At 68.1% G+C, this 14,073-nt stretch carries 11 protein-coding genes and 1 tRNA gene; 8 read left to right on the top strand and 4 right to left on the bottom strand.

Going from position 1 to position 14,073, the window contains the following annotated elements:
* The first annotated feature begins 31 nt into the window (after window positions 1–31).
* Window positions 32–1,084, top strand: coding sequence for a GTPase ObgE (gene obgE, locus SPK54_RS05455; protein WP_330946902.1), 1,053 nt, complete (start codon window positions 32–34; stop codon window positions 1,082–1,084).
* A 100-nt stretch (window positions 1,085–1,184) separates the two neighbouring features.
* On the opposite strand, the gene rpsT is transcribed toward obgE, so the two are convergent.
* A complete protein-coding gene (gene rpsT / locus SPK54_RS05450; protein WP_028839737.1) occupies window positions 1,185–1,454 on the bottom strand; it encodes a 30S ribosomal protein S20 in 270 nt (89 codons plus the stop codon).
* Window positions 1,455–1,613: 159 nt separating this feature from the next.
* On the opposite strand from rpsT, the gene murJ reads away from it, so the two are divergent.
* The 6 genes from murJ (at window position 1,614) to SPK54_RS05420 (ending at window position 8,634) form a co-directional block, all read left to right on the top strand.
* Window positions 1,614–3,176, top strand: a complete 1,563-nt coding sequence (gene murJ / locus SPK54_RS05445) for a murein biosynthesis integral membrane protein MurJ (RefSeq protein WP_330946901.1) — start codon at window positions 1,614–1,616, stop codon at window positions 3,174–3,176.
* A gap of 35 nt (window positions 3,177–3,211) precedes the next feature.
* Complete coding sequence (locus tag SPK54_RS05440) at window positions 3,212–4,186, top strand: bifunctional riboflavin kinase/FAD synthetase (protein ID WP_330946900.1); 975 nt, start codon at window positions 3,212–3,214, stop codon at window positions 4,184–4,186.
* A 96-nt stretch (window positions 4,187–4,282) separates the two neighbouring features.
* A complete protein-coding gene (ileS, locus tag SPK54_RS05435) occupies window positions 4,283–7,072 on the top strand; it encodes an isoleucine--tRNA ligase (RefSeq protein ID WP_330946927.1) in 2,790 nt (929 codons plus the stop codon).
* Window positions 7,072–7,572 carry a signal peptidase II gene (gene lspA / locus SPK54_RS05430; RefSeq protein WP_330946899.1) on the top strand — a complete coding sequence of 167 codons (501 nt, stop codon included), beginning with the start codon at window positions 7,072–7,074 and terminating at the stop codon, window positions 7,570–7,572. Before ileS ends, lspA begins: the two co-directional genes overlap by 1 nt.
* 7 nt (window positions 7,573–7,579) lie before the next feature.
* Window positions 7,580–8,530 (top strand): 4-hydroxy-3-methylbut-2-enyl diphosphate reductase, encoded by a 951-nt coding sequence (ispH, locus tag SPK54_RS05425; RefSeq protein ID WP_330946898.1) that lies wholly within the window; start codon window positions 7,580–7,582, stop codon window positions 8,528–8,530.
* 28 nt (window positions 8,531–8,558) lie between these two features.
* Window positions 8,559–8,634: transfer RNA gene (locus SPK54_RS05420), tRNA-Thr, on the top strand.
* A gap of 64 nt (window positions 8,635–8,698) precedes the next feature.
* On the opposite strand, the gene SPK54_RS05415 is transcribed toward SPK54_RS05420, so the two are convergent.
* Window positions 8,699–9,826, bottom strand: a complete 1,128-nt coding sequence (locus SPK54_RS05415; protein ID WP_330946897.1) for a hypothetical protein — start codon at window positions 9,824–9,826, stop codon at window positions 8,699–8,701.
* A 135-nt stretch (window positions 9,827–9,961) separates the two neighbouring features.
* Here SPK54_RS05415 and radA point away from each other — a divergent pair, with 135 nt between their 5' ends.
* Window positions 9,962–11,368, top strand: a complete 1,407-nt coding sequence (gene radA / locus SPK54_RS05410; protein WP_330946896.1) for a DNA repair protein RadA — start codon at window positions 9,962–9,964, stop codon at window positions 11,366–11,368.
* A 72-nt stretch (window positions 11,369–11,440) separates the two neighbouring features.
* Here the strand turns inward: radA and SPK54_RS05405 are convergent, their stop codons facing one another.
* The gene (locus SPK54_RS05405) at window positions 11,441–12,352 is read right to left on the bottom strand and encodes a hypothetical protein (RefSeq protein ID WP_330946895.1); all 912 of its coding nucleotides are present in this window, start codon (window positions 12,350–12,352) and stop codon (window positions 11,441–11,443) included.
* Window positions 12,353–12,500: 148 nt separating this feature from the next.
* Window positions 12,501–14,063, bottom strand: a complete 1,563-nt coding sequence (locus SPK54_RS05400) for a DHA2 family efflux MFS transporter permease subunit (protein WP_330946926.1) — start codon at window positions 14,061–14,063, stop codon at window positions 12,501–12,503.
* Window positions 14,064–14,073: the final 10 nt, after the last annotated feature.

The raw sequence follows: 14,073 nt of genomic DNA, 5'->3' as shown, positions 1-14,073 counted from the left end.
AAACTTCACACAACACTGCACAATCACGCCCATGAAACTCGTCGACGAAGCTGAAATCACCGTCACTGCCGGCAATGGCGGCAATGGCTGCATCGGCTTCCGCCGCGAGAAGTTCATCCCGCTGGGCGGGCCGGACGGCGGCGACGGTGGTGCCGGCGGCGACGTCTGGCTGCAGGCCGACGAGAACCTCAACACGCTGGTGGACTTCCGCCACCAGACCAGGTTCAAGGCGCAGCGCGGCGAGAACGGCATGGGCAGCCAGCGCTACGGCAAGGCCGGCGAGGACACCGTCATCACCGTGCCGGTCGGCACCGTGATCCACAACGTCGAGACCGACGAGGTGATCGGCGACCTCACCGAGCACGGCCAGCGCCTGCTGGTGGCCAAGGGCGGCCACGGCGGGCTCGGCAACATGCATTTCAAGAGCTCGGTCAACCGCGCTCCGCGCAAGGCCACGCCCGGCGGCGAGGGCGAGAGCCGGGTGCTGCGGCTGGAGTTGAAGCTGCTGGCCGACGTCGGCCTGCTGGGCTTCCCCAATGCCGGCAAGTCCACCTTCATCCGCGCGGTGTCCGCGGCAACCCCGAAGGTGGCGGACTATCCGTTCACCACGCTGTATCCCAACCTGGGCGTGGTCAGCGTGGAGCCGGGCCGCAGCTTCGTGATCGCCGACATCCCCGGCCTGATCGAGGGCGCGGCGGATGGTGCCGGCCTGGGCAGCCTGTTCCTGCGCCACGTCCAGCGCACCCGCCTGCTGTTGCACCTGGTCGATATCGCGCCCATGGATTACGAGGGCAGCGCGGTATCGCCGGCGGAGCAGGTGCGCGCGATCGAGCAAGAGCTGCGCAAGTACGACCCGGCGATGCTGGAGAAGCCGCGCTGGCTGGTGCTGAACAAGGCCGACCTGATGTTCGAGGACGAGGCGCGCGAGGCTGCGGAGAAGATCGTCGCCGAGCTGGGCTGGACCCAGCCCTGGTACCTCGTCTCCGCGCTGGGCCGCGAAGGCACCTGGCCGATCATGCTGGCGGTGCAGACGTTCTTCGACCGCCTCCGCGAGGAAGCGCTGGAGGCACGGGAAGGTGCGTGAAGCGCAGCGCCCGCTCGCGAAAAACCCGGCATCCGCCGGGTTTTTTCATGGCACGAAAAACCCCGCCGAAGCGGGGTTCTTCAAATCCTGCAGCCTGCGATCAGGCGGCCTTCAGCGCCTTGATGCGCGCGGTCAGGCGGGCCTTGTGGCGGGCGGCCTTGTTCTTGTGGATCAGGCCGCGGGCGGCGAACCGGTCCAGCAGCGGCTGGGCGGTGGCGAAGGCTTCGGTGGCGCCGGCGGCATCGTTGGCGTCGAGCGCCTTGATCACCTTCTTGACGGCGGTGCGCAGCTGCGAGCGCTGGGCGACGTTGCGGGCATTGCGCACGACGGTCTGCTTGGCGCGCTTCTTGGCGGACTTGATGTTGGCCACGGGTGAGGATCCTGGAAAGTCTGTGGGTGGGGCTATGAAAACCGCCCGCTGGCAGGCTTGCCCACGGACGAAGGAATACGGAAGACTGGAAATTATGGGCGATTCAATGGCTTGGGTCAATATGTCGGTTTTTCGGGGGCGGATGGGGATGGCGCAGGCATGAGCGGGTTGTTGCGTTCCAGCGCGGTGTTCAGCGCGATGACCCTGTTGTCGCGGATCGCCGGGTTCCTGCGCGATGCCCTGCAGTCGCGGCTGTTCGGCACCTCGGTGGCGATGGATGCGTTCGTCATCGCTTACCGGATCCCCAATTACCTGCGGCGGATCTTCGCCGAAGGCTCGATGCAGATGGCCTTCGTGCCGGTCCTCAACGAGCTGCGCGAGCGGGGAGACAAGGCGGCGTTGAAGGACTTCATCGACCACATGGCCGGCGCGCTGTTCGCGCTGGTGTTCGTGGTCGCCGGCATCGGCATGCTGGCCGCGCCACTGCTGGCCGAGCTGTTTGCCCCCGGCGCGGTGGGCACGCCGGGCGGGGAGGAGAAGCTGGCGCTGATCGCGCAGATGCTGCGCACCACATTCCCGTACCTGGTCGCCATTTCGATGATGGCGCTGGTGGCCTCGGTGCTGAACAGCTTCGGCAAGTTCGCGCTGCCCGCGGCCACGCCGGTGCTGCACAACCTGACCATGATCGCGGCGATGCTGTGGCTCGCGCCGAAGTTCGCCGAGCCGGTCAAGGCTCTGGCCTGGGGCGTGCTGGCGGCAGGTGCGCTGCAGTTGCTGGTGCTGTGGCCTGCGCTGGGCAAGCTGGGGCTGCGGCCGCGGCTCAAGCCGGGGTTCTCGCACCCGGATGTGCGGCGGGTGGCCAAGCTGATGCTGCCGACCTTGTTTTCATCGTCGGTCGCCCAGCTCAACCTGCTGGTGGGCACGGTGTTCGCCTCGCTGCTGGCCACCGGCAGCCAGACCTGGCTGTACCTGTCCGACCGGCTGGTGGAACTGCCGCTGGGGCTGTTCGGGGTGGCGATCGGCACCGTGATCCTGCCGCACCTGTCGCGCCGGCACGCCGCCACCGATGCCGACGGCTATGGCGCGGCGCTGGACTGGGGCCTGCGGCTGGCCCTGCTGGCGGGCGTGCCGGCGGCGCTGGGCCTGCTGCTGCTGGCCGAGCCGCTGACCGCGGTGGTCTACCAGGGCGGCAAGTTCACTGCCTTCGATACCCGCATGGCGGCGATCAGCCTGAGCGCGATGAGCCTGGGCATCCCGGCGTTCATGCTCAGCAAGGTGCTGTCGCCGGCGTTCTATGCCCGCCAGGACAGCAAGACCCCGATGCGGGCGGCGATCTGGACGGTGGTCTGCAACGTGCTGCTGACCATCGCCCTGACCCTGCCGCTGTGGCTCAACGACGTCCCCGGCGCGCACGGCGGCATCGCATTGGCCACCGGCCTGTCCGGGATCGTCAACGCAGGGCTGCTGTGGCGTTACCTCAAGCGTGACGGGCTGATGCGGCCGCAGCCGGGCTGGGCGCGCTTCTGGCTGCAGCTGGCGCTGGCCTGCATGGCGATGAGCGCAGTGGTGCTGGGGCTGCGCTGGCAGATCGGCGACTGGACTGCGATCGACAGCCTGCTGCATCGCGCGCTGCTGCTGCTGGCGGTGATTGCCGCGGGCGGCGTCAGCTACGTGCTGGTGCTGCTGGGGCTGGGCCTGCGCCCGCGCGACCTGCGCCACTGACCGTTGCCGCGGCGCGGCTATACTGGCGGATCATCATGACCTTCCTGTTCCGCGATGCCGCTGGCGGGGCGCTGTGCCCCCGGGGAAGCGTGGTCTGCATCGGTGCGTTTGATGGCCTGCACCAGGGCCATCGCGCGCTGGTCGGCCGCGCAGTCGAGCGCGCGCGCGCGCTGGGGGTAGCGGCGGTGGCGCTGTCGTTCGAGCCGCTGCCGCGCGAACTGTTTGCCAAGGGCGCGCCGCCGCCGCGGCTGATGCTGCCGCGGGCCAAGCTGGAGCGGCTGTGCGCGCTGGGCTGCGATGGCGTCGGCCTGCTGCGCTTCGACGCGGCGCTGGCGGCGATGTCCGCCGAGGACTTCGTGCGCCAGCTGCTGGTGGCGCGACTTCGCGTGCGCGAAGTGTGGGTGGGCCCGGGGTTCCATTTCGGCCGCGGCCGCGCCGGCGACATCGCGCTGCTGCGCGCGCTGGGCGGGGAATGCGGTTTCGCCGCGCACGAGATCGCGCCGGTGCGCGTCGACGGCGAGCGTGTGTCCAGCACCGCCACCCGTGCTGCGCTGGCAAGCGGCGACTTCACCCGCGCCGCGCGCCTGCTGGGCCGGCCGTACGCAATCGGCGGCCGGGTGGTGCGCGGCCAGCAGCTGGGCCGCACGCTGGGCTATCCCACCGCCAACCTGCGCTATGGCGGCAAGACGCCGGCATTGCGCGGGATCTTCGCCACTTGGGTGCACGGCGTCGGCGAGCGGCCGTGGCCGTCGGTGTCGAGCTTCGGCACCCGGCCCACGGTGGACGGGCAGGAGCCGCTGCTGGAGGCGCACCTGTTCGACTTCGAGGGCGACCTGTACGGGCGCCGGATCGAGGTCGAGTTCGTCGCCCACCTGCGCGACGAGGAAAAGTTCCCCGATCTGCCTTCGCTGGTGGCGCAGATGCACCGCGACGAGGCGCAGGCGCGTGCGATCCTGCAAGACGACGCGCCGTCCGGCGCGACCGCCGCCGTTCAATCCTGTCGCGCCTGACGGCGCTCCTGCACACCGTTCGAGACGCTGTCCGTGACCGACAAGACCGAAAATCCCTACAAGGCCACCATCCTGCTGCCGGAAACCGCGTTCCCGATGCGCGGCGACCTGCCCAAGCGCGAGCCCGAAACGCTGGCGCGCTGGGAGTCCGAAGGCCTGTACGCGCAGATCCGCGAGGCGGCCAAGGGCCGTCCGCAGTTCGTGCTGCATGACGGCCCGCCGTATGCCAACGGTGCGATCCATCTGGGCCATGCGGTCAACAAGATCCTCAAGGACATCATCGTCAAGTCGAAGACGCTGGCCGGCTTCGACGCGCCCTACATTCCCGGTTGGGACTGCCACGGGCTGCCGATCGAGATCGCCATCGAGAAGAAGTTCGGCAAGGTGGGCGTGAAGCTCGACGCCGCCGCGTTCCGGCAGAAGTGCCGCGAATACGCCAGCGAGCAGATCGAGGTACAGCGGCGCGACTTCAAGAGGCTGGGCGTGCTGGGCGACTGGGAACGGCCCTACCGCACGCTGGACTTCCGTTTCGAGGCCGACGAGATCCGCGCGCTGGCCAAGGTGGTGGAGAACGGCCACCTGCTGCGCGGGGTGAAGCCGGTGTACTGGTGCTTCGACTGCGGCAGCGCGCTGGCCGAGGCCGAGATCGAATACCAGGACAAGACCTCGCCGGCGGTGGACGTGGCCTACGCGGCGCGCAATCCACAGCAGGTCAGCCGTGCCTTCGGCAGCGAGCTGCCGGAAGGCGTGGAGGTGGCTGTTCCGATCTGGACCACCACGCCGTGGACGCTGCCGGCCTCGCTGGCGATCTCGCTGGGGCCGGAGCTGGACTACGTGCTGGTGGAAGGCCCGGCCAGTGCCGATGGCGGCCGTCGCTGGCTGGTGCTGGCCGAGGCGCTGGCCGAGAAGGCGCTCAAGCGCTATGGCGTGGACGAAGTCACCGTGCTCGGCCGCGCGCAGGGCGAGAAGCTGGAAGGCATGCTGTTCGCGCATCCGTTCTACGCCGGGCGCGACATCCCGGTGCTGCTCGGCGACCACGTCAGCGCCGAGGACGGCACCGGCGCCGTGCACACCGCGCCCGGCCACGGCCAGGAAGACTTCGCGGTTGGCCAGAAGTACGGCCTGGTCGAGAAGTACACGGCGGCGCAGCTCAACCCGGTCGACGGCCGCGGCGTGTACCTGCCGTCCACTCCGCCCGCCGGCGATGTCGACCTGACCCAGCTGCACGTGTGGAAGGCCAACGACGCCATCGTCGAAGTGCTGCGCGGCAATGGCGCTTTGCTGGCGTTCGCGCCGCTCAAGCACAGCTATCCGCACTGCTGGCGGCACAAGACCCCGATCGCGTTCCGCGCCACCCCGCAGTGGTTCATCTCGATGGAGCAGGCCCACCTGCGCCGCGACGCGCTGGCGGCCATCGAAGCGGTGAAGTGGTATCCCGAATGGGGCCAGGCGCGCATCGCCGGCATGGTCGAGGGCCGCCCGGACTGGACGATTTCGCGCCAGCGCACCTGGGGCGTGCCGATCGCGCTGTTCGTGCACCGCGAAACCGGCGAGATCCATCCGCGCAGCGTCGAGCTGATGCGGCAGGTGGCCGACCGGGTGGAACAGGCCGGCATCGACGTCTGGTATTCGCTGGACGCCGCCGAGCTGCTGGGCGAGGAAGCGAAGGATTACGACCGCATCACCGACATCCTCGACGTCTGGTTCGATTCCGGCGTGACCCACGAGGGCGTGCTGCTGGAGCGCGGCCTGGGCAAGCCCGCCGATCTGTACCTGGAGGGCTCCGACCAGCATCGCGGCTGGTTCCAGAGCTCGCTGCTGACCGGCGTTGCCATCGACAACGCCGCGCCGTACCGGCAGTGCCTGACCCACGGCTTCACCGTGGACGAGCACGGCCGCAAGATGTCGAAGTCGCTGGGCAACGGCATCGAGCCGCAGGAAATCATGAAGACGCTGGGCGCCGACATCCTGCGCCTTTGGATCGCCAGCGCCGACTACAGCAACGAGATGTCGCTGTCGAAGGAGATCCTCAAGCGCAACGCCGACGCCTATCGCCGCATCCGCAATACCGCGCGCTTCCTGCTGGGCAACCTGCACGGCTTCGACCCGGCGCGCGACCTGCTGGCGCCGGACGACATGGTGGCGCTGGACCGCTGGATCGTGCACCGGGCCTGGCAGGTGCAGGAGGAGATCGCCGCGGCCTATGCCAACTACGATTTCGCCGCGGTGGTGCAGGCGCTGATGAATTTCTGCAGCGTCGACCTGGGCTCGCTGTACCTGGACGTCACCAAGGACCGCCTGTACACCATGCGCAAGGACTCGCGCGGCCGGCGCAGCGCGCAGTCGGCGATGTACCGCATCGCCGAGGGCTTCGTGCGCTGGATCGCGCCGGTGCTCAGCTTCACCGCCGACGAAATGTGGGCGTACCTGCCCGGCGGGCATCCCGGCAACGTGCTGTTCACCACCTGGTACGACGGCCTGGCGCCGTTGCCGGACGATGCCGCGCTGTCCGCCAAGGACTTCGAGGGCCTGCTGGAGCTGCGCGAGCAGGTCACCCGCGCGCTGGAGCCGATGCGCGCCGCCGGGCAGATCGGCGCCGCGCTGGAGGCCGAGATCGAACTGCGCTGCAGCGTGGCCGACCAGAACTGGCTGGGGCCGCTGGCCGACGAACTGCGCTTCCTGCTGATCAGCGGCGACGTGCGGGTGGTGCCGGACACGGAGGCGAAGGGCGTGATCGGCGTATTCGCCCAGCCCACCGCCAAGCCCAAGTGCGTGCGCTGCTGGCACCACCGCGAGGACGTCGGCGCGCACGCCGCGCATCCGCTGCTGTGCGGGCGTTGCGTGGCGAACGTGGACGGCCCGGGCGAAGAGCGGAAGTGGTTCTGATGGCGTCGGTCAAGCCCAACGCGCTTTCCTGGCTGGCCGTTTCGGTCCTCGTCCTCGTCCTGGACCAGTGGTCGAAGGCCTGGGTGCTGTCCAGTCTGCCCGAGTACACCGCCGTGCCGGTGATCGACGGTTTCTGGAACTGGTACCGCACCTATAACACCGGCGCGGCGTTCAGCTTCCTGGCCGATGCCGGCGGCTGGCAGAAGTACTTCTTCATGGTGCTGGCGTTCGCCATCAGCGGCCTGATGGCGTGGATGCTTTCGCGCACCGCTCGCGGCGACTGGAAGCAGGCGCTGCCGCTGTCGCTGGTGATCGGCGGTGCGATCGGCAACGTCATTGACCGCTTCCTGCATGGCCACGTGGTCGATTTCATCCAGTGGCACGTCGGCCAGCACTACTGGCCGGCGTTCAACATCGCCGATTGCGCGGTGGTGGGCGGCGCCATCGGTATCGCGCTGTTCGGGCTGCTGGCGGGCAAGACCGAAGCGAAGGGCGGATAATCGCGGCATGGACGTTCTGCTTGCCAACCCCCGCGGTTTCTGTGCCGGCGTCGACCGCGCCATCGAAATCGTCAAGCGCACCCTGGAAGTGTTCGGTGCGCCGATCTACGTGCGCCACGAGGTCGTGCACAACAAGTTCGTGGTCGATGACCTGAAGGCGCGGGGCGCGGTGTTTGTCGAGGAACTGGACGAGGTGCCGGACGGCGCCACCGTAATCTTCAGCGCGCACGGCGTGTCGCAGGCGGTGCGCGCCGAGGCCGAGCGGCGCGGGCTGAAGGTGTTCGACGCCACCTGTCCGCTGGTGACCAAGGTGCATCTGGAAGTCAGCCGCACCAGCCGACGCGGCCGCGACATGGTGCTGATCGGCCATGCCGGGCATCCCGAGGTCGAGGGCACGATGGGGCAGTGGCGCGAGGACGGCGAAGCCGGCCAGATCCATCTGGTCGAGGACATCGACGACGTGGCGGTGCTGGAGCTGAAGCAGCCCGGCAACTGCGCCTACACCACCCAGACCACGCTCAGCGTGGACGACACCCGCGACATCATCGCCGCGCTCCGGATCCGCTTCCCGGACATCCAGGGGCCGAAGCACGACGACATCTGCTACGCCACCCAGAACCGCCAGGACGCCGTGCGCGACCTGGTGCGCGGCGGCTGCGACGCGGTGTTGGTGGTCGGATCGCCCAACAGTTCCAACTCCAACCGCCTGCGCGAACTGGCCGAACGCGAGGGCGCGGCGGCGTGGCTGATCGACAATGCCGACCAGATCGACCCGGCCTGGATCGCCAGCCACCAGTGGATCGGCGTGACCGCCGGCGCCTCCGCCCCGGAAGTGCTGGTGCAGGGCGTGCTGGCGCGCTTGCGCGCCTTGGGTGCGGGCGACGTGCGCGAGCTGCGCGGCGAGCCGGAAAGCATGGTGTTCGCCCTGCCGAAGGAACTGCGCCAGCTGGCGCCGTGACCCGGCAGCCGCTACAATCGCCGGCCATGCCGGAGTAGCTCAGTTGGTAGAGCACGTCATTCGTAATGATGGGGTCGTAGGTTCGATTCCTATCTCCGGCACCAGCAGCAACAGAAAAGCCGCCCTGCAGGGCGGCTTTTCTGTTTGCGGGGCAGCCGGACTTCGCGGCTACACCACCAGGTCGATCTGCTGCAGCGTGCCGGCGCCGCCGTCTTCGCGCAGGTAGAGACCGCTGGCGCGCACCGCGCCCTGCAACGCGTTGGCGCTGTCCTTGAGCGCGAACGGCGTCTCCGCCTTGCCCAGGTAGAGCGCGCCCACGCCGTGCTGCAGCAGTCCCTGCAGGCGGTCCTCGCCGTTGCCGTCGCGGGTCCACACCAGCAGGCGGTCGAACACCGCGTCGTTCTGGTCGATCCAGCCGTTGCCGTCGTCATCGTGCCGCGCCAGGTCGGCGAAGCCGTCGCCACTCTGCGCCCCGAACAGCTCACGGCCATCGTTGATGCGGCCGTCGCCGTTGTGGTCCAGCGCGATGAAGCCGCTGCCCGGGGCGACGAAGCGCATGGCGTCCGCCTTGCCGTCGACGTCCAGGTCGAACTTGAACGTGGTCTGGGTGAGCTGCGCGGCGGTGCCGCCGAAGTTGATCACCAGCGGGTCTTTCAGCGCATCGCCCGCGCGCACTGACACGCGGGTATGGCTGGCGAACTCGCGGCTCATGTTCAGCTCCAGCGCCAGCCGGATTTCCTTGCCGTCGGCGGTTTGCACCACGCCCTGCGCAGTGAAGCGGGTGGCCTCGCTTTCGTAATGGACTTCCTCCAGCGAATAGGTCGCGCCCCAACCGGCGCGGCCATTGCCAGCGGCAGCCGGTGCTGCCGAGCCCTGGCGCGCGGCCGCTTCCGCCAGTTCCGCCGGCGGTTCGCCAGCTTCGCCGCCGCCCAGTTCGCCGGCGTCCATCACCTCGATCTTGCGCCCGGTCAGCTGCTCCACCAGCAGGCGCAACAGCGTGATCCTGAGCTCGCCGATGTCCTCCGCCTTGGCGTCCACCTCGCGGGTGGCGCCGGCGCCATCCACTGCGGGCGGTGCCTGCGGCAAGTCCATCGGCGGCGGACGCAGCGCCTCCTGGCTCAACGTCAGCCGGGTGGCGCCGGCCTGCAGCCGCAGCGACTCGCTGGTGGACTCCAGCTGCACCTGCTGCCGCCCCTCAGGCCCGTCACGCCAGGCATTGAGCGTTTCGTGGCGACGCTGGTACTCCAGCGAGGCGTGGCTGCCGCTGAGCTGCAGGTTGGAGCCGGTGATGATCATGGCGTGGGGGACGTCGCGGGGGAGGGGCTCGTAATCGTTAGCGGCCGGCTGAGGGGAAACCTGAGCGTGGTCCGGTCGCGCCTGCTGCGACCCGGCCCCGCTAAAGTGACGGTAATCCCGATTGCAGGACCGCCAATGTCGAAAGCCGCCGCAAGCCCCTCCACCGCCAAGCGCCGCAGCGCGTATGTGTGCGCGGAATGCGGGGCCGATTACGCCAAGTGGCAGGGCCAGTGCGAAGCCTGCGGCGCGTGGAATACGCTGGCGGAAATCGCGCTGGAAACCGCGGCGCAGGCCAAGTCCCCGGCCTCGCGCCGGAGCGGCTGGGCCGGCAAGGTGGATGCGCCGAAGATCATGGCGCTGGCCGACGTGCAGCTGGACGCGCGCGCGCGCGCCTCGACCGGCATCGGCGAATTTGACCGCGTGCTGGGGGGCGGGCTGGCCGAAGGCGCGGTGGTGCTGGTGGGCGGCGACCCCGGCATCGGCAAGTCCACCCTGCTGCTGCAGGCGCTGGCGCAGATGGCGCCGACCTGGCCCGGCCTATATGTCACCGGCGAGGAGTCGCTGGCGCAGGTGGCCGGGCGCGCGCAGCGGCTGGGCCTACCGCTGGAGGGCCTGCAGGCGCTGGCGGAAACCTGCGTGGAGCGCATCCTTGAACATGCCATCGCGGCCAAGCCGCGCCTGCTGATCGCCGACTCCATCCAGACGCTGTGGACCGACACCCTGACCGCGGCACCGGGCTCGGTGTCGCAGGTGCGCGAGAGCGCCGCGCGGCTGGTGCGCTACGCGAAGGAAACCGGCACCGCGGTGTTCCTGGTCGGCCACGTGACCAAGGAGGGTGGCATCGCCGGCCCGCGCGTGCTGGAGCACATGGTGGACGCGGTGCTGTATTTCGAGGGCGATTCCGGCAGCCGCTTCCGGGTGCTTCGCGCGTTCAAGAACCGCTTCGGCGCGGTCAACGAACTCGGCGTGTTCGCGATGTCGGACGGTGGCCTGCGCGAGGTGTCCAACCCGTCCGCGATCTTCCTGTCCGGCATGGGCGCGCCGCAGCCCGGCAGCTGCGTGATGGTCACGCGCGAGGGCACCCGCCCGTTGCTGGTGGAGGTGCAGGCGCTGGTGGATGCCTCGCCGCTGTCCAATCCGCGCCGGGTGGTGGTGGGCCTGGAAGGCAACCGGCTGGCGATGCTGCTGGCGGTGCTGCACCGCCATGGCGGGGTGATGGTGGGCGACCAGGACGTGTTCGTGAACGTGGTCGGCGGCATCCGCGTGCAGGAAACCGCGGTTGACCTCCCGGTCTTGCTGGCGGTGTTGTCCTCGCTGCGCGACGCGCCGCTGGCCGGCAAGACGATCGCCTTCGGCGAAGTGGGTCTGAGCGGCGAAATCCGCCCGGTGCCGAATGGCGAGGAGCGGCTCAAGGAGGCTGCCACGCACGGGTTCAAGCGCGCCATCGTGCCGAAAGCCAATGCGCCGAAATCCGGCAATTACAAGGGCATGGAGGTGGTCGCGGTGGAGCGGTTGGCAGATGCGCTGGAAGTGGCTGGATAGCCGCGTAAGCGGATGGGCATGCTCAAGATCCGCCGCGCGTCGCCCGCCGGTGCGCGCGCCGCGGTCTGATTATCAGCGCAAGAGATGTTTGCGCAGTTGGCTGTCGAAGATGACGTGTTTGCTGCCCGCTGGCGCGCTGTCGGCGGTGTACGACGGATTTGCATAACCGAGAATGTCTGCCCTGCGCGCACGGATAGCTTGGTCGGTGGCTACATAGATCAGGTAGTACAGCGCGGCAATGTCGCCGCGCCAGTGCGCGGGCGGTCGCGGACACAGGGGTGACTGCATGCCAAGCAGCTGTTGCAGCAAGCCATCGGTCTTGTCTGCGAGATTGCGAACGCCGAACGACAATCGCCACCAGGTCTTGTTGAACCGTCCCCATCCAGGCAGAGAAACGACCGGCGCCGTGATTGAATGCTGGCCAGGATCGGAGCCGAACCAAGCCGCCATCAGGGAGAACCGGTTGTTTTTCGCCCAAGGCAGGATATTTCGCCACATCTCCATGACATCCGCTGGTGACAGTACATCTAGCTGCAGGCCGTGGTAGACACGCTTGGTCCACAGCAACATCAGATGGAGGGTGATCGAATCTACCCAGTACGTTTCGCACACCCGCATGTAGCGGCTCTGGTTGATCGTGCGATAGCCGTGGCCTGCGTCGTCGTTAAGCTTGCTTGATGTCCAGATCACGTCGCGGACCAATACATTCTCAAGCTCGAGCATTTGAGCGGAGTCGTAGCTTTCCTCGGGCGAGGCGCCGGCTTTGATTACGCAACGCCTCGCCATGATTGCGAAATACTCGTGGTTCAGCTCGTTGAGCAGGCGATTGCGTTCCAGCTTGCGCCCCGCGGAGGCCGCGACGATCTGGTTGCGATGTATGAGGAAATAGGCGAACAAGGCCGCGCACAGGCCCAGGATCAGCTGGAAAGTCTGTACTTCACCGCTTGGATTGAACCCGAAATAGCGAACCAGCTCGGCAAGCATTTCCGAAAACGAAGAGGGATCGGAAGTCTGCGTTGGCATGGGTAGTATTGAATCAGGCCAGAAGCGGCGGGTTTTTCGATGTTAGCGTGACGGCACCGAAGTGTCAGTTTTCGCTTGTCCCCATTACTGTCCGGTGTAGCTCATTGGGTCAGTGCCCGCCGCCGGGCGCGCCGCCCGTCTTGGCTCCGAATGGCGGTTTTGCCAGCCACACGAACAGGATCACGCCGAGGAAGATGATCCCCAGCAGGTGGAAGATCTCGTTGAAGCCGATCTGCGCGGCGTGATTGGAAATCATCCGTTCCAGCACCGCGGCGCCTTGCTGGAGATCGCCGCCGCCGTAGCGGGCCACGGTCTCCATCGTGGCGGGGTCGAGGGAGGAAATCCGCTCGGTCATGTGCGCGTGGTGGACGGCGCCGCGCTCGCTCCAGGCGTAGGTGGTCAGCGAGGCGGCGAAGCTGCCGCCCAGCGTGCGCACGAAGGTGGCGAGGCCGGAGCCCGCGGCGATCTCGTGCGGCTCCAGGTCCGACAGCAGGATCTGCAGCACCGGCATGAAGAACAGCGCCACGCCCAGGCCCTGGAACAGTTGCACCAGCGCCACGTGCTGGAAATCCACGTCGAGGTTGAAATGCGACCGCGCGAAGCTGGTCAGCGACATCGCGATGAAGGCGAAGCTGGCCAGGATGCGCAGGTCGAAGCGGTTGGCGTACTTGCCGACGAAGGGCGTCAGGATCACCGGCAAGATGCCGATGGGCGCCGTGGCGAAGCCTGCCCAGATGGCGGTGTAGCCCAGGTTGCGCTGCAGCCACAGCGGCACCAGGATGCCGACGCTGAAGAAGGCGCCGTAGGCCACGGTCATGGCGATGGTTCCGGAGCGGAAGTTGCGGTGGCGGAACAGGCGCAGGTCGACGATGGGGTCCTTGTCGGTCAGCTCCCAGATGACGAACACCACCAGCGCGATGGCCGACGTGATGGCCAGCGCCACGATCATCGGCGAGGCGAACCAGTCCTCGTCGTTGCCCAGGTCCAGCAGCACCTGCAGTGCGCCCACGCCGAGCACCAGCGTGGCCAGGCCGATGTAGTCCATCTTCGGCTTTTCCAGCCGCTCCGGCCGGCCCTTCAGCTGGCGGCCGACCACCGTGCTGGCGAAGATGCCGATGGGAATGTTGATGAAGAAGATCCATTCCCAGCTGTAGTTGTCGGTGATCCAGCCGCCGAGGATCGGCCCGGCGATCGGCGCCACCACCGTCACCATCGCCAGCAGGGCGATCGCCTGCCCGCGCTTGGCGGGTGGATAGATCGACAGCAGCAGCGCCTGCGTCACCGGGTACATCGGCCCGGCCACGAAGCCCTGCAGGGCGCGCGCCACCACCAGCAGGCCCATGCTGTGGGCGATGCCGCACAGGAACGAGGCGAACACGAACGCCAGCGTGGACCACATGAACAGCTTGCGTTCGCCGAAGTGGCGGGTCAGCCAGCCGGTCAGCGGCAGGGCGATGGCGGTGCTCACCGCGAACGAGGTGATGACCCATGTGGCCTGGTTGGCGCTGCCGCCGAGGTTGCCGGAGATGGCCGGCAGCGACACGTTGGCGATGGTGGTATCCAGCACCTGCATGAAGCTGGCCAGCGCCAGCCCGAGCGTGGTCAGCGCCACGTTCGGCGGGCGGAAATCGGAGGGCTTTGCCGTGACTTCGGGGCCGGGCGGCAGGCCCATCGATTCTTCT

Origin of the sequence: Thermomonas sp. LB-4, from assembly GCF_036409385.1 — a bacterium.
Lineage (GTDB): Bacteria > Pseudomonadota > Gammaproteobacteria > Xanthomonadales > Xanthomonadaceae > Thermomonas.
This window is presented reverse-complemented; position numbering and strand designations above follow the sequence as displayed.

Coding starts and splice junctions, on each gene's coding strand:
- ileS (WP_330946927.1), top strand. CDS start 4,283: ATGCGCGGCGACCTGCCCAAGCGCGAGCCCGAAACGCTGGCGCGCTGG.
- ispH (WP_330946898.1), top strand. CDS start 7,580: ATGGACGTTCTGCTTGCCAACCCCCGCGGTTTCTGTGCCGGCGTCGAC.
- lspA (WP_330946899.1), top strand. CDS start 7,072: ATGGCGTCGGTCAAGCCCAACGCGCTTTCCTGGCTGGCCGTTTCGGTC.
- SPK54_RS05405 (WP_330946895.1), bottom strand. CDS start 12,352: ATGCTTGCCGAGCTGGTTCGCTATTTCGGGTTCAATCCAAGCGGTGAA.
- SPK54_RS05440 (WP_330946900.1), top strand. CDS start 3,212: ATGACCTTCCTGTTCCGCGATGCCGCTGGCGGGGCGCTGTGCCCCCGG.
- murJ (WP_330946901.1), top strand. CDS start 1,614: ATGAGCGGGTTGTTGCGTTCCAGCGCGGTGTTCAGCGCGATGACCCTG.
- SPK54_RS05400 (WP_330946926.1), bottom strand. CDS start 14,063: ATGGGCCTGCCGCCCGGCCCCGAAGTCACGGCAAAGCCCTCCGATTTC.
- SPK54_RS05415 (WP_330946897.1), bottom strand. CDS start 9,826: ATGATCATCACCGGCTCCAACCTGCAGCTCAGCGGCAGCCACGCCTCG.
- obgE (WP_330946902.1), top strand. CDS start 32: ATGAAACTCGTCGACGAAGCTGAAATCACCGTCACTGCCGGCAATGGC.
- radA (WP_330946896.1), top strand. CDS start 9,962: ATGTCGAAAGCCGCCGCAAGCCCCTCCACCGCCAAGCGCCGCAGCGCG.